Below are 25,033 nucleotides of genomic sequence, written 5' to 3' on the forward strand. Positions count from 1 at the left end.
CCTACGGAGACCCCCTACACCGGGCCAACCGTAGGGTCCATTTCAATGGACCAATCCGCCAACGGCGCCATGGTTCGGTCGAATAAATTCGACCCTACGGAAACCCCCTACACCGGGCCAACCGTAGGGTCCACTTTAGTGGACCAATCCGCCAACGGCGCCGTGGTTCGGTCGAATAAATTCGACCCTACGGAAACCCCCTACACCGGGCCAACCGTAGGGTCCACTTTAGTGGACCAATCCGCCAACGGCGCCATGGTTCGGTCGAATAAATTCGACCCTGCGGGCCCCACCCCGGCAGCGTGTTTACCCTGAACAATCAAAAATTCGAGAAAAAATGCCCATGTCACTAAAAAAACTGGCTGTTCACACCGGCCTGTTCGCCCTGCTCACCCTGGCCACCCAGGCCCAGGCCCAGCTGATTGGCGCCGGTGCCGGCGAACTGCCGGCCGAGCAGCAAAGCCGCTTTAACGCCCCGTCCGAGGCCGACCAGGCCAGCACCAACCAAAGCACCAACTGGCAAAGCGGCCGCTACGGCCCGCCCCAGGCCAAACCCGGCCAGGCCCTGCCCGCCCAGGCCATTCCCAGCTTTGGCGCCCACCTGTTTACCGGCGGCTTTCGCGGCATAAGGGCGGACGGGCTCAACCCGGATTACGTGATCACCCCCGGTGACCAGGTCACCCTGCGGGTGTGGGGCGCGGTAGACATAGACCGGGTGCTGCCGGTGGATGCCCAGGGCAATATCTTTATTCCCGGCGTGGGCCCCATCAAGGTGCAGGGCATTCGCCACGGCGAGCTGGACGGCCGGGTACGCGCCGCCGTTAACTCCATCTATTCCAACAACGTACAGGTATACACCAACCTGCAGGGCGTGCAGCCGGTCTCCGTGTTCGTTACCGGCTATGTACAAAATCCCGGCCGCTTTGCCGGCACCCCCAACGACTCGCTGCTGTATTTTCTGGACCAGGCCGGCGGCATAGACGACGCCGTGGGCAGCTACCGCAAGGTGCGGGTGGTACGCAACGGCAGCACCATCGCCAGCGCCGACCTGTACGACTTTTTAATTAACGGCAACCTGCCCCGCCCGCAATTCCGGGACGGCGACACCCTGGTGGTGGAAGAGCGCGGCCCCACCGTAACCGTGGAAGGCGACGTGGCCCGCCCCTACCGCTACGAACTGACCCCGGGCGCCATGAGCGGCCAGGATCTGCTGCAACTGGCCCGGTTGCAATCCAACGTTACCCATGTGCTGCTGCGCGGCGCCCGCAGCCAGGGCCCCGTTTCCAGCTACCTGGACCTGGCCGACTTTTACCAGCAACCGCTGCAAAGCGGCGATCAGGTGCTGTTCAGCAGCGACCTGCGCGACGACACCATAGTGGTGACGCTTGAAGGCAGCTACTACGGCCCCTCCCGCTTCGCCCTGCCGCGCGACACCCGGCTGCACGAACTGCTGGACGCCGTGGCCGTGCCGGCGGACATGACCGACGTAACCAGCATCTCGCTCAAGCGGCAAAGCGTGGCCGAGCGGCAACGGCAGGCGCTGGAAGAAAGCCTGAACCGGCTGGAAACCACCTACCTGGGCGCCTCTTCCGCCACCAACGAAGAAGCCCAGATCCGGGTGCGCGAAGCCGAGCTTATCAGCCAGTTCATCGAACGCGCGCGCCAGGTGGAGCCCAACGGCCGCCTGGTGCTGGCCAACAACGGCCAAATCAGCAACATCCGCCTGCAAGACGGCGACGTGATCACCATTCCGGAAAAATCCGATGCGCTCTTGATCAGCGGCGAAGTGCTGGTGCCCCAGTCGGTGGTGTTTGCTCCCGGCCGCAGCGCCCAGGACTATATAACAGGCGCCGGCGGCTTTACCGACCGGGCCGATAAAAAACGCATACTGGTGGTGCGCCAAAACGGCGAAGTGCGCGAAGCGGCAGACGTAACCCTGAGCCCGGGCGACGAAATTCTGGTGCTGCCGGCCGCACCCACCAAAAACCTGCAGCTGGCCAGCACCCTCACCCAAATCCTTTACCATATAGCCATTGCCGCCAAAGTGGCGATAGACCTGTAATGAGCGCAACCCAACCCCGCACCAACTGGCAGGTAACCCGCAGCGTATGGTTTGCCATGTTTATGCGGGAGGCTGTGTCCCGCACCATGAAAGATCGTATGGGCTGGTTCTGGATGATCTTCGAGCCGGTGGCAATGGTTACTATCGTAATCCTTGTACGTACCCAAATACGGGGAACAAACCGGTTAATTATTGGTGCCGACTTTATCCCCTGGATGATAGTGGGCATGATGGGTTTTTTTTTGGTGCGGGAAGGGCTAAACCGCAGCCAAGGCGCCATTGACGCCAGCCGGGCCCTGTTTGCCTATCGTCAGGTACAACCGGTAGACACTGTGCTGGTGCGCGGCTTTGTAGACGGCATGCTCCGCACCTTTGTATTTATGCTGTTTATTGTGGGGGGCCTGGGCCTGGGGTTGAAGATTTTCCCCGATAACGGCATTTACGCCTTGTTCGGTTGGATTACCGTATGGGCCCTGGGCCTGGGCTTGGGACTGGTGATATCGGTAACGGGCACCCTGGTGCCTGAAATTAACCGCATCATCAGAATGCTGAGCCTGCCACTGATGATCCTCTCCGGGGTGCTGATCCCCATCAATACCCTGCCCCATGCCGCGCTTGAGCTGTTAATGCTCAACCCCATAGTGCATGCCCTGGAGCTGCTGCGCCTGGGCTTTTTTGAAAACTACCGGGTAGTGGCCGGCACCAGCGCCGTTTATTTATGGCTTTGGATCCTGGCGCTGAACGCCCTAGGGCTGCTGATGCACTTGCGTTACCGAGACCAGTTGAAAGCAAAATGATCCATATTCAAAACCTTTACAAGCGCTACAACAACCGCGATGGCCGCGAAAGCCCCTGGGTGCTGACCGACATCAATCTTACCATTCCCAAGGGGGTAAGCGTGGGGCTGATTGGCCAGAACGGCGCCGGCAAATCCACCATGCTGCGGCTGATAGCGGGCATGGACAACCCCGAACGCGGCAAAATAGAACGCTTTTGCCGGGTATCCTGGCCTATCGGCCTTTCCGGCGGTTTTCAAAGCAGCATGACAGGGCGGCAAAACGTAAAGTTTGTAGCCCGGGTGCATGGCGGCGGCCTTAACGTGCAGCGCATTATCGACTATGTAGAAGACTTTGCCGAACTGGGCAGCGCCTTCGACCGGCCGCTAAAAACCTATTCCTCCGGCATGCGTGCCCGGCTGAATTTTGGCTTGTCTCTGGCCTTTGACTTTGATGTATACCTTTCGGACGAGGCCACGGCGGTAGGCGACCGCAACTTCAAGGCCAAGGCCAGCAAAGCCTTTAAAGACAAGGTAGGCCAATCCAGCCTGATTATGGTTTCGCATGGAGAGGGTATATTAAAAGAGCTATGCCAAGCCGGCATTTACCTTAAAAAAGGCCACGCTACCTGGTATGACGACATCAACGACGCCATTGCCGCCTACCACCAGGATGCCGGCACCCGCGCGTAACCCAAACCACAACACCGATGCCGAAGCGCCTCGTAGGGTCGAATTTATTCGACCAAACCACAACACCTATGCCGAAACACCTCGTAGGGTCGAATTTATTCGACCAAACCACAACACCGATGCCGGAACACCTCGTAGGGTCGAATTTATTCGACCACACCACAACACCAATGCCGAAACACCTCGTAGGGTCGAATTTACTCGACCAAACCACAACACCGATGCCGAAACACCTCGTAGGGTCGAATTTATTCGACCAAACCACAACACTGATGCCGAAACACCTCGTAGGGTCGAATTTATTCGACCAAAAATGACTCTTTCATACTTGGCAATTAAACAATGAACCGCTTTATCAAACAACACCCCCACTGGGCACTGGCACTAGCAGCCATTATCGCCGTTGCCTTTTACTGGTTTGCCTGGGCCGAAGACCGCTATGTTTCCCGCGCTACCGTGGTGCTGGAAAGCCCGCAAATCGCCCCGGCCGAATTCAACTTTTCCAGCCTGCTCAAAAGTGGCGGCGGCAATGGTGATCTACTGCTGCTGCGCGAACACCTGCTTTCGGTGGATATGCTGAAAAAAGTGCAGCAGGAGCTGCCCTTTCGCCAGCACTACAGCGAGAACGGCGACCTTTTCGCCCGGATGTGGGATGCCGACGCCCCTATAGAAGAAGTGCACAAATACTTTAAAAAACGGATAAAGGTAGAGCTGGACGAATACGCCGGTGTACTCAATATAGAGGTACAGGCCTTTACCCCGGACTTTGCCCATGTAATGGCGCAACTGTTGCTGCAAAGCGGCGAGGCCCATATGAACAACATGGGCCAGCGCCTGGCGGAAGAGCAGGTGCGCTTTTTGGAACGCCAGCTGGAGCGGCTGGAGCACAGGCTGGACGACGCCCGCGCCGACCTGCTGACCTACCAGAATGAGCACGGCTTGATCTCCCCCCTGCAAACAGTAGAAAGCCTTAACCAGGTAGTGGGCACGCTGGAAGGCGAACTGGCCCGCATGCAGGCCAGGCTGAGCGCCGCCCAAAGCTACCAGAGCACCCGCTCCGCCGAAATGGTGCAAATAAAAAACGAAATCAATGCCCTGCAAACCCAGATAGAGCGCGAGCGCAACCGCCTGGCGCAAGAAACCGGCAATGCCCTTAACCGCATTTCCGCCGACTATCAAACCCTGGAGCTTAAGGCCCAGTTTGCCCAGCAAACCTACTCCAGTGCCCTGGCCGCGCTGGAAAACACCCGCATAGAGGCCGCCCGCAAACTCAAGCAGGTAAGCGTGCTGCAAAGCCCGTTGCAACCCGAATATGCCACTCAACCCGAGCGGCTATACAACACCAGTGTATTTGCCATTATTGCGCTGTTTATCGCCTTTATAATCAATATGCTGCTGCTAATAATAAAAGATCACAGAGACTAAGCAGGGAAAAAACATGAAAGCCATAATCCCCGTTGCCGGCTTGGGCACACGCATGCTGCCCGCCACCAAGGCCATCCCCAAAGAAATGCTGCCGATTGTAGATAAACCACTTATCCAGTATGTGGTTAACGAAGCAGTAGCCGCCGGTATCAAAGAGATTGTACTGGTCACCCACTCCAGTAAAAACGCCATAGAAAACCATTTTGATACCAGCTTTGAGCTAGAGGCCACCCTGGAAAAGCGGGTAAAACGACAGTTGCTGGCCGAGATACAATCCATTTGCCCTAGTGACGTAACCATTATGCATGTGCGCCAAGGCGTGGCCAAAGGATTGGGTCATGCCATTCTTTGTGCTCGCCCGCTAGTGGGTGATAACCCCTGTGTGGTAATGCTGCCCGATGTACTGATTGATGAAGCCGCCAGTGATAGCACCAGGGACAACCTGGCACAAATGCTGGCTCGCTTTAATGAAAAGCAGGTCAGTCAGATCATGGTTGAACCGGTAGATCTTGAGCAGGTGCACCAATACGGCATTGCCGACTGCATGGGCCACCAAGTGGGAACAGGCCACAGCAAGCCAATAACGGCCATAGTAGAAAAACCCAAACGAGAAGAAGCCCCTTCCAACCTCGCGGTGGTTGGCCGCTATGTACTAAGCCGGGCCATTTGGCCGCTGCTGGAAAAAATACCGCCCGGCGCCGGCGATGAAATTCAGCTTACCGATGCCATTGCCGCACTGATGCAGCAAGAGCAAGTAGAAGCATACCGCATGGTAGGAAAAAGCCATGATTGCGGCAGCAAACTGGGCTATATGCAGGCTAATGTAGAATACGCTTTGCGCCACCCCGAACTGGCCCAAGACTTTGCTCGCTATCTGGCCAACCTTGATAATCTGAACGAAAACAACATCAAATTATCCGGTAGTTAGTACTGCCAGACTAAATGGCTATTTCTAGTAAAGATTGACGCATCCCAACGGGTCTCTTGACTTAGCCGCTGCTATAACTATGCATTAGCCCGGCACCAATCATATATGTATGCCAACACCACGGGCAAAAAGGAAATGGAATGACCAGCAATAACGTGCACACCCTGGTACACATAGGTGCCGGCAGCCAGTTGCCGGATTACCAGCATCTGCAACCACAACGGCTAATACTGATAGAGCCGCTGCCCGCTCAAGCCGAAGAATTGTGCCGGCTTGCCGCCGATATGGCCAATACCGAGGTATGGGAGCTGGCAGTTAGCTGCGAGGGCAATAACCAAGGCTCCCGCTTTACCGAATATAACCTTGTCGACTACAGCAGCCTGCATCCGGCAGAAGGTTTGGCCACCCTTTATCCCGGTATCAAAGCGATACGCGAGCATCAGGTGGCCACCCTTACTCCCGCTTCTCTTATGGAGCAAGTACAATTGCCCGATAATGAGCAGCACTGGTTGGTGGTGGAAGCCAATGGTGAAGAAACAGCTATTATCCAAGCATTATTGCAGCAGCAGCAACTTCAACAATTCAGCCGGGTTCAGATCAGCCTGCCCACCCACCAGTTGTATCAAGGAGCCTATAACCCCGAACAACTGGCAAGTGAACTGCGCTCCCAAAGCTTTGAGCTGGTGCAAAACAACACCGACGATCCCGACATATCGGTGCTGGTTTGGCAGCTAAACCCATTAAAAATAAAGATAGATAACCTTAACCAGTGCATTACTGAGCTGGAGCAAAAACTGGCCGAAAGCCAAACTACCTGTAGCGCACAACAATCCAGACTGGCCGAGCAAGACAACCTGGCCAAGAAGCAGCAAGAAAAACTAGCCCAGGCCCAGCAACAGAACAAAAATCTGGAAGAGCAAGTCAACAGTCTTACCAGCACCCATACAGAGTGCACAACCAAGATTGCCCAGCAGGAACAACAACTGGCCGAAAGCCAAGCCTCCAACACCAAGCTAAAGAAACAACTGGCCGATGCCCTGGCGCAACAGGAACTACAAGCAAAACAGCGTCAGCAATACCAGCAAGAGTTGGCAGCAGTTCAAGAACAGCTAAACACCAGCCAAGAAGACTTGGCAAAATACAAAAACTACTTTGCCAACAGAAAACAGCAACACGAGGCCGCGGAAAAGCGCATTGAAGAGTTAAATCAAAGCCTGGCAGAAAACACAGCTCAGTTGGCCACAGTGCGCGAGCAGTTGCAAAACCAGCAGCACAGCGCCAGCAAGTTCAATCAACTGGAGCAAAAAATGGAGCAATTGTTTGCCAACCAGGCCGAGCAAATGCTTCAAAACACCAATGCTCTGGGACAGCACGTAACCAAAATGCAGACCAACAGCAACCGCCAGTGGCAGGCCACCCTGGCGGTACAACATAGCCTGCACCATGGCGAGCTGCCTCTGCAATACGGTGATGCCAGCATCAGCCCAGAGCTTGCACAACAACTGGTCAGCCTGGTGCAGCGCAACAACTATGATCTGATCATCGAGTTTGGCAGCGGGACATCCACACTTTTGCTGGCTCAGGCCCTGTTAAGCCGGACCCGGTTATGGCAACAAAACACCCGGGCCATTGCCCATAAAAACAAGGGTAGCAACCAGGAACTGCCCAGCGAACAAGACCTGCCCAAGCGCATCATCAGCTTTGAGCACAACAAGCAGTACTACCGGCAAACCCAGCAAGACATTCAACAGCAGGGCCTGAGCGAAGTAGTGGATTTGGTGCTCTCCCCCTTGGTTGACTACCCGGACCCGGCACAGCCTTCACTGTTTTATGACTGCAGAACCAGGCTGGAGCAACTGGCCACAATATTCAGTGGCCAGGAAAAACACATACTGGTGCTGGTAGACGGCCCCTCAGCCAGCCACGAGCAGGTGAGCCGTTACCCTGCCCTGCCGCTACTGCTGAACCATTTGGCGGCTCACCGGCTGGATGTGATACTGGACGACTATCACCGCCCAGATGAACAAAACAGTGCAGAGCAATGGCGCCAGCAGCTGACCCAACGCAGCCTTGACTTTAGCGAGCGCGAATGGGCCGGGGATAAAAGTGCCCTGTTTATTTCAATCAACGCATAACCCGTTTAAACCAACTCATTATGAAAAATCAATCCACGAAGAACCAATCTACCTGGGTGGCACAAGCGGCACAACACTACCGCCAGGGCGACTTTGAACAAGCCTTGCACTGTTACCAGCAGGCAGCCGATAAATATGGCCAGCATCTATTTAAAGCCAATTTGCAACTGTGCCAGCAAAAATTGGATGGCCGTAATACATCAGCATCCATACCTATGTTGCCAAACAGTGAAAACAATATCGCACTGCAGCTAAAACATACCCAGCAACTGCTTGAACACTATTACAACCGTACCCAAGAGCTGGAGTACCAGCTACTGGATCGCTAACCGCACAGGATAAAATATGAAAGTTTTAACCGTTTTTGGCACCCGCCCCGAGGCCATAAAAATGGCACCTCTGGCCCTGCAGCTGGCCGCGGATGAACGCTTTGACGCCAAAGTGTGTGTTACCGCCCAACACCGGGAAATGCTGGACCAGGTGCTGGAGCTATTTGAACTCAAGCCCGAATTCGACCTTAACCTGATGAAACCCGGGCAGGATTTGACCGACGTTACCGCCGGCATTCTGCAAGGCATGAAAGGGGTATTCAGCGAATTCCGGCCCGACATTGTGCTGGTGCACGGCGACACCGCCACCACCTTTGCCACCACCCTGGCCGCCTATTACCAGCAAATTCCGGTAGGCCATGTAGAAGCAGGCCTGCGCACCGGCAACATCTACTCCCCCTGGCCGGAAGAAGCCAACCGCAAGCTGACCGGCGCCATTGCCGCCAAGCACTTTGCCCCCACCCAAACCTCCCGGCAAAACCTGCTGCGCGAAGGGGTGGATGACACCGCCATTTTTGTAACCGGCAATACCGTGATAGATGCCCTGCTCGATGTGGTGAGAAAGCTGGACACCAACCAGCCCCTGGCCACCGAGCTGGCCGCCCGCTTCGATTTTTTGGATGCCAGCAAAAAAATCATCCTGGTTACCGGGCACCGCAGAGAAAGCTTTGGCGGCGGTTTTGAACGCATTTGCCAGGCCCTGGCCAACACCGCCAAGCAACACCCGGACGTGCAGATAGTTTACCCGGTGCACCTTAACCCCAATGTGCGCGAGCCGGTAAACCGTTTGCTTTCCGAGGTGAACAATATTCACCTGATAGAGCCGCTGGACTACCTGCCCTTTGTATACCTGATGAACCGCGCTCATATCATCCTTACCGACTCGGGCGGCATACAGGAAGAGGCGCCCTCGCTGGGCAAACCCGTGCTGGTGATGCGCGACACCACAGAGCGCCCCGAAGCGGTGGAAGCCGGCACCGTAAAACTGGTGGGCACCCAGATAGAGGCGATCACCCAGGCGCTGCATACCCTGCTGACCGACAAAGCCGCCTACCAGGCCATGAGCTTTGCCCACAACCCCTACGGCGACGGCAAAGCCTGCCAGCGCATAATGGACGCACTGCTCTAAAAACAAAACGCCAAAGGTCCGTTGTAGGGTCGACTTCCGTCGACCAAAACAACCTCGCAGGGGCTGCTGTAGGGTCGACTTCAGTCGACCAAAACAACCACACAGGTCCACCGTAGGGTCCACTTCAGTCGACCAAAAACAACTTTCATTAAAAATAAAAACTTCAGGACAACCACATGAGCTTTAACACCATCTCCGTTATCGGCCTGGGCTACATAGGCCTGCCCACCGCCGCCGTGTTTGCCTCGCGCAAGAAAAAAGTGATTGGCGTAGACGTAAACCAGCACGCGGTAGACACCATCAACAAGGGTGAAATTCACATAGTAGAGCCGGAGCTGGACATTGTAGTGCATGCCGCGGTAACCGAAGGCTACCTGCGCGCCACCACCAAACCCGAGCCGGCCGACGCCTATTTGATTGCCGTGCCCACCCCCTTCTACCATGACGAAACCGGCAGCAGCCACAAGGCGGACCTGAGCTATATCGAAGCAGCCAGCAAAGCCGTAGCCCCGGTGCTGAAGGCCGGCGACCTGGTGGTGCTGGAATCCACCTCTCCGGTGGGCGCCACCGAGCAAATGGCCGCCTGGCTGGCGGAAGCCCGGCCTGACCTGACCTTCCCCCAAACCCATGGGGAAGACTCGGACATTCGCATTGCCCACTGCCCCGAGCGGGTATTGCCCGGCCACGTGATCCGCGAACTGGTGGAAAACGACCGCGTGATTGGCGGCATGACCCCCAAGTGCAGCCAGGCCGCCAAGGCCCTGTACAAAATTTTTGTGGAAGGCGAGTGTGTGATCACCAACGCCCGCACCGCTGAAATGGCCAAGCTCACCGAAAACAGCTTTCGCGATGTAAACATTGCCTTTGCCAACGAGCTTTCTGTTATTTGCGACAAGCTCGACATTAACGTATGGGAGCTGATCGCCCTGGCCAACCGCCACCCGCGGGTAAACATTCTGCAACCCGGTGCCGGCGTGGGCGGCCACTGCATAGCGGTAGACCCCTGGTTTATAGTGGACAGCTGCCCGGAAGAGGCCAAGCTGATCCACACCGCCCGCCTGGTGAACGACGGCAAACCCCAATGGGTGCTGGAGCAAATCCGCAAACAGCTTGATGCCGTTCACTGCACCCACCCCGGCAAAACCCGCAGCGATATTACCGTGGCCTGCTTAGGGGTAGCCTTTAAGCCGGACATAGACGACCTGCGCGAAAGCCCCGCACTGGGGATTGCCCAGCAGGTGGCAACGCTTGGCTGCAAGGTACAGATTGTAGAGCCGAACATCGAGGCACTGCCCGCCAAACTGCAGGCCAGCAATGTAGCCCTGACCCCCCTGCACCAGGCCCTGACCCAAGCGGATGTGGTGTGTGTGCTGGTTAAACACAAGCCCTTTATCGAGCATGCCGACCAGGTACGCGAAAGCAAACACCTGGTAGACGCCGTAGGCCTGCTGGGCTAACACGGTTGTCATTCCCGCCTTCCCTTCGTCATTCCCGCCTTTCCTTCGTCATTCCCGCGAAGGCGGGAATCCATGGAATAACGCAGGAATTCCAGCCAAAGGCAACCACAACAAACAACACCGTCACTCCCACATAGCCGGGAGTCTTTATATAAAACGCAGCCAACAACCAGTAAAAGCGACGGACATGGACCAACTAATAGAACACGCCATCAGCCTTGCCAACCAACCTGCAATACCCCTGCTTGCCCCCATAAAAAACCGTATTGCCTATGTGGTTAGCCATGGTCAGAGCTACGCCAGTAACGGCTACGCTATTCGCACCCAGGGTGTAGCCAAGGCGCTTAACGGACAAGGCTTTGAAACCCTCTGTTTCGTACGGCCAGGCCGCCCTTGGGATCTAGGAGTTGAGAAAGGCAGTATACAACCTGAGATGCAGGTTGACGGGGTCCGCTACATTCATAGCCGCTGGCTGCAAGATAAACGTCCAAAGGGTAAGATAAATTTATTCAATGCCACTGTTGACCGGCTAGTACACCTGCTGCGATTGTATCGGCCATCCGTTGTATTGGCAGCCTCCAATCATGAGATTGGCCTTCCTGCCTGGGCCGCGGCTAAGCAGCTTGGCCTTCCATTCCATTACGAAGTACGTGGTTTTTGGGAAGTATCCCGTGCGTCACGTCAACCAGGTTGGGAAAAAACCGACGAATACCAGCAACACTACACACACGAAAGTTTTCTTGCGCAGCATGCTGACCAGCTTTATACCCTCAACTCGCACATGCAACGGGAATTGGTCCAGCGTGGTGCAAAGCCTGGCAGCATTCATCTAGTGCCAAACAGTGTCAGTGAGCTACCCCGTACACACACAACAAATAGCTCTTCAACAAGAAAGCAGTTGGGGATTCCAGAAAATGCGTTTGTGCTAGGATACATTGGCGCCATTACCGAGTATGAAGGACTGGAGCAACTGCTGGAGGCACTGGCCGAACTCAAGAAAACACCAGTAACACAGCCGGTACATGCTTTAATTGTTGGCGGTTACAGTCCAGTCAATCAGCAGGCGCAGCCTGAAAAAGCAAGCATCCTTGATGAGTTGAAAACCAGAGCAAAACAACTGGGGGTTTCGTCACAAATAACCTGGACTGGTCGGGTAGAGCATGGACAGTTACCAGCATATTTTGCAGCCGTGAATGCTACTGTGATACCGCGCAAACCCTTGCCTGTATGTGAACTGGTCAGCGCCATCAAACCTCTAGAATACCTATCCTACGGCAAACCTATCATTGCATCCAATGTGGCACCTCAAGCAGAGCTTCTACAACAGGGTAAACTGGGCTGGCTGTACCAGAAAGGTGATGCTAAGGCGCTCGCTGCCATGGTTCTCCAAGTTCAGCGAGCCAATAAGGAAGAGATTAAAGTTAAAACTGAAGCGGGTATTATTGCCATAAAATCATATTATTTATGGCACCAAAGCATTCAGCCACTGGTAGCCGGACTCAACATGGCCCAAGCGCCTCGACAGGAAGAACTATCAGAACTAAAAAAACAAGAACTATCGGTAGGAAGTGTCGAAAAAACCATACCAGATGACCAGCCATCCAGTTTATGTGTACAGCCAATACCTTTGCCGCCTGGTAAAAACACAGTGACAGCTGAGCAAAAGCTATTGCTTGATGAAAAGTTAAAGATAGTTTATCAAGCTGATGGATTTAAGGGCGTACATGAATTCATTAAAATGCAAACCGCGGGAAGAAATGAAAAATTTTTAGCATTCTGTCAGGTGAAAGGCGCAAATGTAGTGCTAGCTGGAGGAGATGCCGAACAAGCTTGCTTACTGGCTGAGCAAGCACTAAAAACGGATCTATCAGCCACAACATTACGCAGCGCGGCAAGAGTATTTTATAATGCAGCAAAAATTAAGAGAGCAATAGAACTTGTAGATAAATTAGAGAGCTCCCTTGGCAAAGCTAATGACAATGATGCCAAATTTATATCGGAAGTACGGGGTAGAGCAAAGCTTATCGAGTGGGCAGAGATGCCAGCATCCAAAAGAGTCCAACCAAAGATAAAGCAACGGGTGCTCAATGTACTTGCATTTAGCCTCCCTTACACCTCCGTTGGCTATGCTACTCGTTCACATGGTTTAGCAAGAGGCATTAAGAGGGGAAACTGGGATGTACGCCCTTATACTCGCCCTGGGTTTCCATATGACTTCAAACCTGAACTTGTTGGCAACATTTTACCAGAAAAAGATGATATTGATGATATTACTTATCACCGCATCTTAGAAAATTCTCGCACAGAAAAAAATGAAGTTGAATATTTAATTGACTCAATATCATATTGGGAAAAAATCATAGATTCAGAGCAACCTGAAATCATCCACGCTGCATCAAATTATGTAACAGCCCTACCTGCATTAATCGCAGCACGCCGCAAAGGTGTACCATTTATTTATGAGATCCGAGGATTCTGGGAAGTGACTCGTTCCTCGAGAGATAGCAGCTTTGCCAACACAGCAAAGTACCGATACATGCAGCTTTTTGAGAGGTTGGTTGTAAACCAATCAGACCGAATAATAACAATAACAACAGCTATGAAAGAGCTATTAGTTAAGAATGGTGCGAAAGAAGATAAAATCGCTATTGCTTTTAATAGTGTTGATCCTGATCGTTTTTTGCCACGAGCACCAAATAAAACTCTAGCTAGCAAGATAGGAATCCCAGAAAATATTCCTGTAATAGGATACATTGGTTCTTTTGTTGACTATGAAGGACTAGATGATCTGATTGAAGCTGTATCTTTTTTAAGAGATGATGGAGTAGAATGTCGCTTACTCTTGGTCGGTGACGGTGCAATCACGGAATCATTGAAGCATAAAATTATTGATTTAAAATTGCATGACATTGTTTTAATGACCGGAAGAGTTCCTCATGACGAGGTAGAAGATTACTACTCACTGATAGATATTGCACCATTTCCAAGAAAACCATGGGAAGTTTGCGAGCTTGTTTCCCCACTCAAACCATTTGAAGCGATGGCACTGCAAAAAGCAGTAGTGGTGTCAAATACCCGCGCACTGAATGAAATCGTCAAAGATGGGTATAATGGGATAGTTTTCAATAAAGGTTGCTCTATCAGCTTAAAAAATTCTCTCCTGACGTTAATCAAAAACAAGGCTTTGCGAGCTGAAATTGGAGAAAACGCACGTAATTGGATTATTGATGAACGGAGCTGGAATGTGGCAGGAAAAGCCTGCATTGAAGAATACTCAAAGCTGATTTAATTACTAACTATAGAAATAATACTATGAACCTACAAGAAGTATACGAATTAGTCATGAATGAGCTTTCAACCTTTCATGAACCATCAAGGCTAGTAATCTACTCTGAAAAGAAATATCATTTTTTTGATAAAAGTTTTAACCTTGAAGATCTCAATGGGTTAAATATAAGCTTACTTAATGCAAAATATAAAATACAAATAATCGAGCATGGTAAATTCGTTGACGCAACAAAATATAAATGGCTTACCCATCAAGGAACAGCATTAGGGAAGTTCACTCCATTAGATTTAGAAAATACTGACAAAATAAGAACAATAGAGTCCCTCTATTTGCTAAACGAAGACAAAAGTATAAATTCGTACTTTAAGCAGTTTTTTTATTTTTACTTTAGAAACTCTCTTCCGAAAGAGAATAGCGTTTTATCATTAAGTATAACGAACCATCTAGAAGCATTAATTAAATCAAGACTTAAAGGTTATGATAAGTTAGATTTTTTTTACAGCTATAACTATTGCATGTCAAACCTAATTGATAGAAATAACGCTTCATATTTCCCTTTGGATTCGTCGAAATTTAACAATATTGCTAAGGATTTAGGAAGTAGGGTTGCGGACAAAAAGATATCAGATTCCGTAGTTTCATTTTTTTATGGGCTTTATTACTCAGGGCAAGCCAAAAGAGAAAACGCTGTGCAATGCTTTAATGTTGCAAAAAGTCTTGCTGGAGATTTATATAACTTTTATGGGGTTGACACAGGAATAAATACTTATCTAAATGAAGATGAAATTGAAGATGAAATTGAAGTGCATAAATTTTGTAATACCGAAAAATACTTAATAGAAACAAAGAAAAAAAACAATATATGCTTAGTGCTTTCAGTGGATGAAAGATTCTTGCGTATATATGGCTCTCAAATCGTCAACTATATATCAAACTTACGCGAATATGACTTCCACATTGTTGTAATTTGCCCATCAAGCTCAGTGGAATCAGTTTACCAAAACTTTTTTGATTACTGCTGTGCATATGAAAAATTCACTCAAACGACTGTATTAGACAGAGTGTCATTCTCTTATTTCCCCCCTCACAGCTCCTTTAGTGACATAAAAACTTTTTATGCAACAGCTAGATTTTTCTCTGTTGTGAAGCTTCTTGAAGAATATAACTATGTTTATGTCATGGATGCAGACCTAACCATAGAAAAAGATCCTCACAATTACTTATCCAGTCTAACATCCAAAGATTTATCTCTCAGTTTTACTAAAGGATTAATGTCGATATTTCCTTGGAGGAAATATTTAGCAGGAAATGTAATGTTCTCTCGGAAATCATTACCACTAGCTATTAAGTTATGTAGGTACATACTAGCTGGATTAAAACTTAAAAACTCATGGATGCTAGACCAAAATGCTTTTGAGTACATAATAGATGGCTCACCTAATCTTTATGATATTTATGATAACTACAAAAGCGACAAGCCATTCACACAAATTCAATTCAGACAGATAATGGAAAGAAACCAAAAATGAACGCACGCATAAATTTAAACAGCAACAGCTTCGATTTCTTTATATTCACTCGTTTTGGCATTGATGTAGAAGATCTGGAGTGGTTCGAGAACAGGTTCAGAATATTCGAAGCCATCACATTATCTTCAATGAAGAACCAAACTGACACAAATTTCACATGGATAATATTTATTGGCGAAAAATTCATTGACAGTATCAATGCACGCTTAACTGACCTTTTGGCTGGAAGCCAATTTAAGTATGAAATTGTTAAAGATAGACAATGCAATGAAACAATAAAAAATGCAATAGCGAAGCACGCCACAAATGATTACATTATTTCCGGACGTATTGATGATGATGACGCCTGGTCTATTAACCACATTAATGAAATAAAGCAAACCTGTCTTTCTCTTATAAAAAAAGGGAAAGAAAACTTTGGTTTTTCTTATGAAGATGGTGTTGAATGGCTCTACACCGACCTTATAGATATAACAAAACTACATAATGATGGACAAAGAATAGTGAGGAAGGAAGGTTGTTATCCATACAACTGCCCCTTCCATTCAATGTCTTCATTTGTTTTAGTAAAAAAAGGTACTGAGTTTCCATTTTTCAATAGAATACACGGAACCAGGGGGGATATTCTCTTAGAGTATAACTTTGGTAAATATACTTTCAAAACTGAAAAGCCTTCATGGTTATACTTCAGACACCAACAAACAAACTCATCCACTCACAAAGCTCACAAAATGCCCAAGCTAGATATTAGCTTACAATCATTATGCTCAACATTTGGTTTAAATCTTGAAAAAGTTGAAGATTTAATTTCAGATGCAAGTAACATAAAATACCCAATGAAGAAAAGACGTCATGGTGACGAGAACAAAGGAAACATTCTTCTTGATATATCGATGGGACAGAATTCTGGGAGTGATGCCATGCCCATCATTACTTACACCACTGCTGGCTCAGTGATGTCTTTCAAAATTGAAAACATCAAATTTAGTGGTGAGTCTCGTGCATGCATATACGACCGTGAGAATAAAGTTTATGTTCATTTCACACCTTTTACTGGTGACACTATAACTTCATCCTTTATCCTAGAAGGAAAGCCTTCACGTTACATGCTCAAAATCCAGGTGAAGGAGGATAGAAAATGGAAAGATAAATTATTCTCAGGTAAAAAATTCATTGAAATATAGCTTATTCCAATAAAGTTTCTTTGTAGACCCTCTTTTACCTTGAAAGTTTATCGCCTCTTTAATTAAAAAATATTTCCACTTCACGCTATTAACCCGACTTGCACCTAGGTCACATTGAAACTCAATACTCTCAATATCTTACATTTATAAAAGTGAACCTATTTGAGATCCGGATTAATAGCACCGTGCAGAATGCCGGTTGTATATCGGAACACGTATTTTTTGAAGAAAAATCTAGATATTGAAGGATCGCTTTGACGATCAATGCCAGCTGTGATCATATGCTGTCTTTTCAACGACAGATGATCGCCATGAACGGACTCGGCTTCTTGCAGCACCTCTCCATCATCAGTGACCCGCGCCAGCAATGGAAAGTGGAGCACAAGCTCTCGGTCATCCTTTTCCTCACCATCGTGGCCGTGATCGGCGGCGCCGAAGGGTGGGAGGAAATCGAGGATTTCGGTGTCGATCATCTCGACTGGCTGCGCCAGTATGGCGACTTCGAGAACGGCGTGCCGGTGCACGATACCATCGCCCGGGTGATGGGCATGCTCTCGGCCACGCAGTTGCAAAACTGGCAGCTTGACGTGGGCATGCGGGAAGATGACTGCCGTGAACAGGCTGGCGAGAATACGGCCACGATTCGGCATATTGCGTTCAATGCATTGAAGGGAGACACCAGCTTCAAGGCCAGAATGAAACGCAATCAACAAGGCCTACCGTTCTGGAATACCCTGCAACTTAAAAACCAAAATATATTTCAATCTAAAATGATAGGTTTACACCCAAATGCTCCCATATGAAGATTTATCAAATGTTGACATTGAGAAATCAATTATTGCAGCAAACAATACACTCACAATCGGTTGGAGCAGAAGAGGCTATGATAGAATATTCATCAACCAAATCCCATGGGAATTAAAAGATCCAAAGGAAAGATCTTGGAACTTCTTAATACATTGCTGGGATATGTTAGATAGTTTATTCAAAGCCTATCAAGAAACTCAGAATGAATTATATATAAGAAACTGCCTGTCCGTTGCACTAGACTGGACTAATTATGTACATAGCACACCTCAGCACAGTATATCGCCAATGGTCTGGTATGATATGGCTGTTGGCATAAGGAGCTATAGACTAGCTTATCTGATTGATGTATTATCAGAAAAAAAATTAGTCTCCGAAGATATACTCGCAAGCTTGTGGGATGTCCTTGAGCAGCATAGACTTTACCTTGAGAATGATGAGAATATAATTTTCCATAACAACCACGGCCTTTATCAAGCTGCAGGGCAAATTGCAATGGGCCGAAGATTTTGTCAAAAATCAGTAAACATGGAAAAAGCGTATACTCAAGGGAAAAAACGCTTAAGATTCATGTTAATGCAGCAATTTTGCACTGACGGTATACATAAAGAGCACTCACCTGACTATCATAGAATGGTATATGAAACCATCAAAGCTCTTATTGATGCCGGCTTAGTTGATGACCAAGAAACGATAATTTTTTCAAGGGTAATAGAAGAATCACTGTCATGGTTTATTTTACCTGACCAACATATTACTAACTTTGGTGACTCTGATTATCGCCTAATGAGCAGAAAGCCAGATGAAGCAATTAGGAAGTGGAATACACCTGAAATGCAGTATGTCGTTTCAGGCGGAATGATAGGTAAAAAACCATCTAAATCATCGTCAAACTTTAGTGAAGGCGGCTATTACGTTGTAAAATCCCCATCTAAATATAATCCAGATAGCTTTTCTCAAACAAGTTATCTCGCTCAAATAGCGGCATTTCATTCGCGTGCACATAAGCATGCTGATGACTTAAGCTTTATATGGTCAGACAGGGGCTTTAATCTTTTAGTTGATGCAGGCCGGTACGGTTATATTGGAAAAGCAGAACAAGGTTCGGAGCTATGGCTTGATGGCTACTGGTATTCAGATGTGAACCGTGTTTATTGTGAATCGACAAGGGCACATAACACTCTTGAGTTTAACGATAAAAATTTTCCTAGAAAAACTGCAAAACCGTATGGCAGTGCAATAAGACGCGTTATTGAGTTAGAACAAGATATCTATGCAATCGAAACTGAATGCAAACACTTCAAATCAATAAGACATGCACGTTTAATTATTTATAAGCCTGCTCAATGGTTATTGGTTTTTGACTGGTTTCATGATAATGCCAATGAAACTCACCAAGTAAAGCAATGGTTCCATATAGATAAAAAACTACAAGCAAATATTTGCGAAAACGGATACACTATTCCTTTGTCACCCCATAGCGAACCATTACAAATTGCAAGCCTACTCAAAGGTCCAACTCCGTCTAAGATATATATTGGAGAAGAAGACCCTATAATGCAAGGATGGTGGTCTGGACAGGAAAGAGAAATTGAAGAGAACCCTGCCTTCTATTTTGAACTAGAAAACGCTGCAACAGGAAATTTTGCTACACTTTTTACGTTTTCTAACTTATTACACCCTGACAAACAATGGTCAAAATCTAACACATCTGGACGTAAAGGACAATTCAGATGGATTGATGAATGTGGCACTCACGAACTCTACTTTGAACGTCCAAAATCTGGCAACATAAGCATTGACTACAAACTAACAAACTTAACAGAAAAAAACATAACACTATTTCAAAATGACCAGCTGAATGATTTATCAAAAAAAATAACTCGCATATCATCACACCCCCCATCATCAATGGATCTTTTATTACGCCTATATGTATCTTGCACAAGAAAAAAACCTAATTTAGTTGTTGTATTAGGCGGTGGATTACCTGTGCTATCTATTGCAACAGCCTTGAAAACAAACAATTTTGGCAAGTTGATTTCTTTTTCACGCTCCGAAAATGAAGAGTTGACAACCAGAGAAATGTTGTTGTCTGAAGACCTATCATCTTGGGTAGAGTCACACCTGTTAAAACCAGCCCCAAAAAACATTGATATTAAAAAAAACAAAGAAGATCATTTTGAACTTACAGTCAACTCAACTCTAAAAAACGAACCAAAAGTTGACATAATTTTACTAGACACTCCATACTGCATAAATATCAAAGAAAATCTAAATAGTTTCATAAAAAACCTAACCTCCGGCTCACAAATATGGGTGCGGAAATTTATAAACCAAGATGAGCTAGATGGTTTCAGAACACTACTAAAACACTATAAGTTTGATTTTACTTGCTCAAATCTAGAAAGTGAAGGTTGTATATTTGTGTTAGAATCAGGAAAAACCTCGCTAACAGAGACAAAAAACAGAAAAGCAAAATTTAACTTTTCCATCGATGATAAATATCAAGGTTAATCTTCGGCAGACTAACCTTTCGCATTATTTTTACGGCAAACAACATAAAAGCAAATAATTCATAAGCAAAAATATCAAAAAGCAGAAATCAACTACAGTTCATCTACATTCTACATAGCAATGTTATGATTCACACACCTATCTGTGACTTGCTATTAACCCAGCTCGAATCTATACCACATTGACATTCAACAATATCAAAATTTTATATTGGAAAAAGTTAACCTATTTGAGAGCCGGATTAGTATTTACATAATGGATAATGCTATATGACCAGAAAACACTTCGGCACCGACGGCGTTCGCGGCAAGGTCGGTCAATTTCCTATTACACCCGATTTTGTAATGAAGCTGGGCTGGGCCGCCGGCAAGGTGCTGTCGCAAACCGGCACCAAAACCGTGTTGATCGGCAAAGACACCCGTATTTCCGGCTATATGCTGGAGTCGGCGCTGGAAGCCGGGCTTTCCGCCGCCGGGCTTAACGCCGCCCTGCTGGGCCCCATGCCCACCCCGGCCATTGCCTACCTTACCCGCACCTTCCGGGCCGAGGCCGGCATTGTGATCAGCGCCTCGCACAACCCCTATTACGATAACGGCATCAAGTTTTTCTCCCACAACGGCACCAAGCTGCCGGACGAGGTAGAGCTGGCCATAGAGGCCATGCTGGAGCAGCCCATGGACTGTGTGGCCTCCAATGCGCTGGGCAAGGCCCGCCGCATTACCGATGCCGCCGGCCGTTATATCGAGTTTTGCAAAAGCACCTTTCCGTCCGAACTCAGCCTGGAGGGCCTGCGCATTGTGCTGGATTGCGCCCACGGCGCCACCTACCACATTGCCCCGGCGGTATTCCAGGAGCTGGGCGCCGAGGTCATCACCATCGGCGCCAGCCCGGACGGCCTGAACATCAACGCTCAGGTCGGCTCCACCGCCCCCGCCGCCCTTATCGCCGCCGTTAAGCAATACCGGGCCGATATCGGCATCGCCTTCGACGGCGACGGCGATCGCCTGGCCATGGTGGACCACAGCGGCCAACTGCTGGATGGGGACGAAATCCTGTTTATTCTGGCGCAACACGCCAGCCGCCTGGGCACCCTGGGCGGCGGCGTGGTGGGCACGCTCATGACCAACATGGCGCTGGAGCTGGCCCTGGCCGAGCGGAACATTCCCTTTGTGCGCGCCAAGGTGGGCGACCGCTATGTGATGGAGCAGTTGCAGCAGCACGGCTGGAAGCTGGGCGGCGAAAATTCCGGCCACATCATCAGCCTGGATCACAACAGCACCGGAGACGGCATTATCGCCGCCCTGCAGGTGCTGCGTGCCGCCGTAGGCCAGGGGCTGAGCTTAAAGGAGCTGCGTACCGGCCTTGCCCTGTTCCCCCAGCGGCTGGTGAACGTGCGCTTTGCCGCCGGCAGCAATCCGCTGGAAAGCCAGGCTGTTCAACAGCGCGTAACCGAGGCGGAAGGTAAACTGGCCGGCAACGGCCGGGTGCTGCTGCGCAAATCCGGTACCGAGCCGTTAATCCGCGTGATGGTGGAAGGTGCCGAAGTCCAGCAGGTGAATACCCTGGCCGAATATATTGCCGAGGCCATTTGACTAACCACTCGGGCTGAATATTCCGCAGCCCGGTTGCTCCCTTTTATCTCCACTTCATTTTACTGATCAAGGAACTGCAATGAATCATGCTGTAACTTTTCCATCGGACTTTGCTAAAGGCAACGCCTTGTTGCGCCGGGGTAAGTTATCTGGTGCAATCGATGCCTTTCTTAAAGCAATCGATAGCAATCCGGGCTTTGTACACTATTATCTGAACCTTTCCTGGGCACTGTTACCCGGCGATATTCAGGCTAAGGATGTCAACGACGTATTGCGTAGCGTTACAGCTCATGGCAAACCGCTGGTGTCTTCAAACACTTATAAGCTTGTGCAGCAGTCCCAAATGGTAAACGGTAAGTGGTATGTAACGGAGTACCGCCACTGGCTCCCAGAGGGAGTCGATCCTATTCTCCACTATCTTATTTTAGGCTGGCGATTGGGCTTAAACCCCTGCAAACGGTTCGATACCCAGTTTTATCTGCGCGCACATGCCAGCGAACTGGCAGAGCGCGAAAACCCACTGCTGCACTATTTACGGGTCGGCCAAAAAAAGGGCAACCCCATCAAAAGTCAGTCACTAAAAACTCATGTGGCGGTTAACCTGTGGGGCGGACATTCAGTCTCTGCCCTAAAGGAGCTTTCAACCATCTACACGGATGAAAGCGTCGACAAGGCACAACGCTGGTGGGCACTTTGGCACACTGCCCGCTGGCGTTATTTTTGCGGAGAATTTGAGGAAGCAGAGCGCTTGTCCAAAGAAATGGACCTGATGGGCAGCATCTATCAGAAACTCAAAGAAAGCGTATACCTGCGCTATTTCTGCCAGCTACTGCAAGGCCGGCATCAAGATGCACGCAGCACTATGGAAGCCTACCTGCAGCGGGCGCCTAAAGATGCAGATGCGCTCCTGGCTTACAGCAACAGCCTGCAAAGCGACGATAAACGCCTGGCGGTAATCAATCAGGCTTATGCCTTACATGACCTGGCCGGTATGCAAAGGCTGGATACCAGCAAGCCTCTCGCTATTGATAACATCAAAAGCCAGCCCGTAAAGGCCTGCCAGGAAAATATTAAAGTTTCAATCATCATGCCCATCTATCAGGCAGAAGATCAGGTAGAAATTGCTATTCGCTCGCTGCTTTCTCAAAGTTACCGGAATATCGAAATCATCGCGGTGGATGACTGTTCGCCCGACGGCACTTTTTCTGTGTTAAAACGCCTGGCCAAGCAAGATGCGCGGATCAAGGCCGTGCAGCCTCCCCAAAACGGTGGTGCCTACGCGGCTCGCAACTATGGCCTGGGCTTCGCCACTGGTGATTTAGTCACCACCCACGACAGTGATGACTGGTCGCACCCACAAAAAATTGAAATCCAGGTACGCTATCTGCAAGCTCATCCAAAGGTCAAGGGCTGTGCCGTTCACTGGATCCGCGCTCAGCAGGACTTGCGTTTCACTCAAAACTGGCGCCCCAACAACGTGCTCACTCATTGGAGCCAGTCCTCTTTCATGTTCAGACGCGAGATTTTGGATGCCATCGGCAACTGGGATCATGTCCGCATTGGTGGCGATACCGAGTACATTTGGCGTATGCAGGCCCACTATGGCAAGGCTTCTTTTGCCAAAATACTGCCCGAGATCCCGCTGGCATTCGCACTGGATGAAGAGTCATCTCTTACCCGAACCAAGGCCACCCATGTACGTACTGTCTACTATGGTCTGCGGCATATTTACCGTGAGTCTTGTGCCTGGTGGCATAGTACCGGCAAGAACCTGCATGTATCCGATGCCAGTCAAAAGCGTACCTTCCCAGCTCCTCGCAGTATGTTCGAGCGGAGCGATCAGCCGTTGCACTACAACATTCTAATAGCCGGTGACTTCTCCCGCTTGGAAGACTGTAAAAAAATTGCCAAAAAAGTGCGGCAGCAAGGTAACCAAAATCAGCGTGTTTGCTTGTTCCACTGGCCGGATTTCAATAAAAAACCCGAACCATTGTGCAATCTTTACTTTGAGCTGCTCAAGCAAAACCGTGTTGAGCCTGTTGTAATGGGCCAGGTAGTTACCTGTAAAGAATACTTGATCACCGATATGGCGTTACTTCAGTACCCTCTGGATGGTTATCCGGAAATGCAGGAATTTGACAATTGGAAAGCACTATGAGCTTGAACAGTCAAGAAAGCATCGAGATGCTTCTGGATAGCATCAAGAATGAAGAGTTAAAAATAAAGGATCTTCAGGCCTATAAAGCGCGGCTCACGGAAAAATTGCTAAAAGAGCTCAACGGTCACGGTAAAGAGCATAAAACAGACACTTTAAAAAAACTCTCAGCACTGCTATCCGTTGACGAGCTGACGGAACCCGTTACTCGGCTGTTCAGTCAATCAAAGGTACCTCTTTACCAAGCGGCTTCATTTAAAAGACTATTGGTACAAGCAACTCGCAAACGGCAGCTGTATAATTTTCAACCAGAATGGAAACTTAACAACAAACGCTATGCTTATGAGTTTATTGATAAACTAGGCATCAAACGCCCTGAAACATATACACAGAAAGCATCATTGGCATCAATTACACTTCAACCTGGTAGTGTTTTGAAGCCAGAAAACGGGGCATCCAGCATTGGCGTTTTTATTATTGGTCATAATAATAAGGCGCAAGAGGTTCGCACCGGCGAACTGATGGATCTGGATCTAGTCATAGAAAAGGCTCGCCACTATCTCGACAAAAAAATGGTACAGAGTGATCAGTGGATACTGGAGGAGTTTGTTGGCGACTTTGAAGATGGGTCTCCGCTGCCGGCTCGCGATCTGAAATTCTATTGTTTTTATGGCGAAATTGGCTTTGTGCTTGAAGTTGATAGAACCAACAAAGCACGTTATTGCGAATGGATGCCCGATGGCACCCTGGCAGACACGGGCCGTTATGCTAGCAAGCGCTTTGATGGAAATGGCTTTTCACCTGAAGAAAAACACCTGGCCGAAAACATCAGCAAACAAATTCCCACACCTTTTATAAGAATAGATTTTTTAAAGAACAGCAACAGATTTGTATTCGGTGAATTCACCCCTCGCCCAGGGCAATTTTCGTCCTTTAGCCAAGATTTTGACCGGTATCTTGGCGAGTGTTATTTAAAGGCAGAGAGCAAATTAATGCAATCCATCCTGGACAACACAAAGAGATAACA

The 25,033-nt window shown here is 48.9% G+C and carries 16 protein-coding genes and 1 pseudogene; all 17 read left to right on the forward strand.

The window, feature by feature from the left end; translation table 11 throughout:
• The first annotated feature begins 343 nt into the window (after positions 1–343).
• The 17 genes and pseudogenes from JKV55_RS10450 to JKV55_RS10530 all read left to right on the forward strand — a co-directional run bounded on the left by JKV55_RS10450 (position 344) and on the right by JKV55_RS10530 (position 25,031).
• Entirely contained in the window at positions 344–2,062 is a 1,719-nt protein-coding gene (locus JKV55_RS10450; RefSeq protein ID WP_202084979.1) for a polysaccharide biosynthesis/export family protein, read from the forward strand.
• Between the two features lie 56 nt (positions 2,063–2,118).
• Positions 2,119–2,859, forward strand: a complete 741-nt coding sequence (locus JKV55_RS10455) for an ABC transporter permease (RefSeq protein ID WP_255511268.1) — start codon at positions 2,119–2,121, stop codon at positions 2,857–2,859.
• The gene (locus JKV55_RS10460) at positions 2,781–3,530 is read left to right on the forward strand and encodes an ABC transporter ATP-binding protein (RefSeq protein WP_237332811.1); all 750 of its coding nucleotides are present in this window, start codon (positions 2,781–2,783) and stop codon (positions 3,528–3,530) included. Before JKV55_RS10455 ends, JKV55_RS10460 begins: the two co-directional genes overlap by 79 nt.
• A 342-nt stretch (positions 3,531–3,872) precedes the next feature.
• Positions 3,873–4,955 (forward strand): KpsE/RkpR family capsule polysaccharide export protein, encoded by a 1,083-nt coding sequence (locus JKV55_RS10465; protein ID WP_202084983.1) that lies wholly within the window; start codon positions 3,873–3,875, stop codon positions 4,953–4,955.
• A 13-nt stretch (positions 4,956–4,968) separates the two neighbouring features.
• Positions 4,969–5,883: a UTP--glucose-1-phosphate uridylyltransferase GalU gene (galU, locus tag JKV55_RS10470; protein ID WP_202084985.1), complete on the forward strand. Its 915-nt coding sequence runs from the start codon at positions 4,969–4,971 to the stop codon at positions 5,881–5,883.
• Positions 5,884–6,023: 140 nt separating this feature from the next.
• Positions 6,024–8,018 carry a coiled-coil domain-containing protein gene (locus tag JKV55_RS10475; protein ID WP_202084987.1) on the forward strand — a complete coding sequence of 665 codons (1,995 nt, stop codon included), beginning with the start codon at positions 6,024–6,026 and terminating at the stop codon, positions 8,016–8,018.
• A 20-nt stretch (positions 8,019–8,038) separates the two neighbouring features.
• Complete coding sequence (locus tag JKV55_RS10480) at positions 8,039–8,347, forward strand: hypothetical protein (protein ID WP_202084989.1); 309 nt, start codon at positions 8,039–8,041, stop codon at positions 8,345–8,347.
• Positions 8,348–8,363: 16 nt separating this feature from the next.
• Positions 8,364–9,476, forward strand: a complete 1,113-nt coding sequence (gene wecB, locus JKV55_RS10485; protein ID WP_202084991.1) for a non-hydrolyzing UDP-N-acetylglucosamine 2-epimerase — start codon at positions 8,364–8,366, stop codon at positions 9,474–9,476.
• 176 nt (positions 9,477–9,652) lie between these two features.
• Positions 9,653–10,933 carry a UDP-N-acetyl-D-mannosamine dehydrogenase gene (gene wecC, locus JKV55_RS10490; RefSeq protein ID WP_202084993.1) on the forward strand — a complete coding sequence of 427 codons (1,281 nt, stop codon included), beginning with the start codon at positions 9,653–9,655 and terminating at the stop codon, positions 10,931–10,933.
• A 187-nt stretch (positions 10,934–11,120) separates the two neighbouring features.
• Positions 11,121–14,222 (forward strand): glycosyltransferase, encoded by a 3,102-nt coding sequence (locus JKV55_RS10495; protein ID WP_202084995.1) that lies wholly within the window; start codon positions 11,121–11,123, stop codon positions 14,220–14,222.
• 23 nt (positions 14,223–14,245) lie between these two features.
• Positions 14,246–15,751, forward strand: a complete 1,506-nt coding sequence (locus tag JKV55_RS10500; protein WP_202084997.1) for a hypothetical protein — start codon at positions 14,246–14,248, stop codon at positions 15,749–15,751.
• Complete coding sequence (locus JKV55_RS10505; RefSeq protein WP_202084999.1) at positions 15,748–16,935, forward strand: glycosyltransferase; 1,188 nt, start codon at positions 15,748–15,750, stop codon at positions 16,933–16,935. Before JKV55_RS10500 ends, JKV55_RS10505 begins: the two co-directional genes overlap by 4 nt.
• A 311-nt stretch (positions 16,936–17,246) precedes the next feature.
• Positions 17,247–17,484: pseudogene (locus JKV55_RS10510) on the forward strand (transposase family protein); the annotation flags it as partial.
• A gap of 240 nt (positions 17,485–17,724) precedes the next feature.
• Positions 17,725–20,259 (forward strand): heparinase II/III domain-containing protein, encoded by a 2,535-nt coding sequence (locus JKV55_RS10515; protein WP_202085001.1) that lies wholly within the window; start codon positions 17,725–17,727, stop codon positions 20,257–20,259.
• Between the two features lie 269 nt (positions 20,260–20,528).
• Complete coding sequence (glmM, locus tag JKV55_RS10520; RefSeq protein ID WP_202085002.1) at positions 20,529–21,851, forward strand: phosphoglucosamine mutase; 1,323 nt, start codon at positions 20,529–20,531, stop codon at positions 21,849–21,851.
• A gap of 79 nt (positions 21,852–21,930) precedes the next feature.
• Positions 21,931–24,009, forward strand: a complete 2,079-nt coding sequence (locus JKV55_RS10525; RefSeq protein ID WP_202085004.1) for a glycosyltransferase family 2 protein — start codon at positions 21,931–21,933, stop codon at positions 24,007–24,009.
• The gene (locus JKV55_RS10530; RefSeq protein WP_202085006.1) at positions 24,006–25,031 is read left to right on the forward strand and encodes an ATP-grasp fold amidoligase family protein; all 1,026 of its coding nucleotides are present in this window, start codon (positions 24,006–24,008) and stop codon (positions 25,029–25,031) included. The genes JKV55_RS10525 and JKV55_RS10530 overlap by 4 nt, the downstream gene beginning before the upstream one ends.
• Positions 25,032–25,033: the final 2 nt, after the last annotated feature.

Origin of the sequence: Zobellella iuensis (assembly GCF_016746085.1) — a bacterium.
GTDB classification, from domain to species: Bacteria; Pseudomonadota; Gammaproteobacteria; order Enterobacterales; family Aeromonadaceae; genus Oceanimonas; species Oceanimonas iuensis.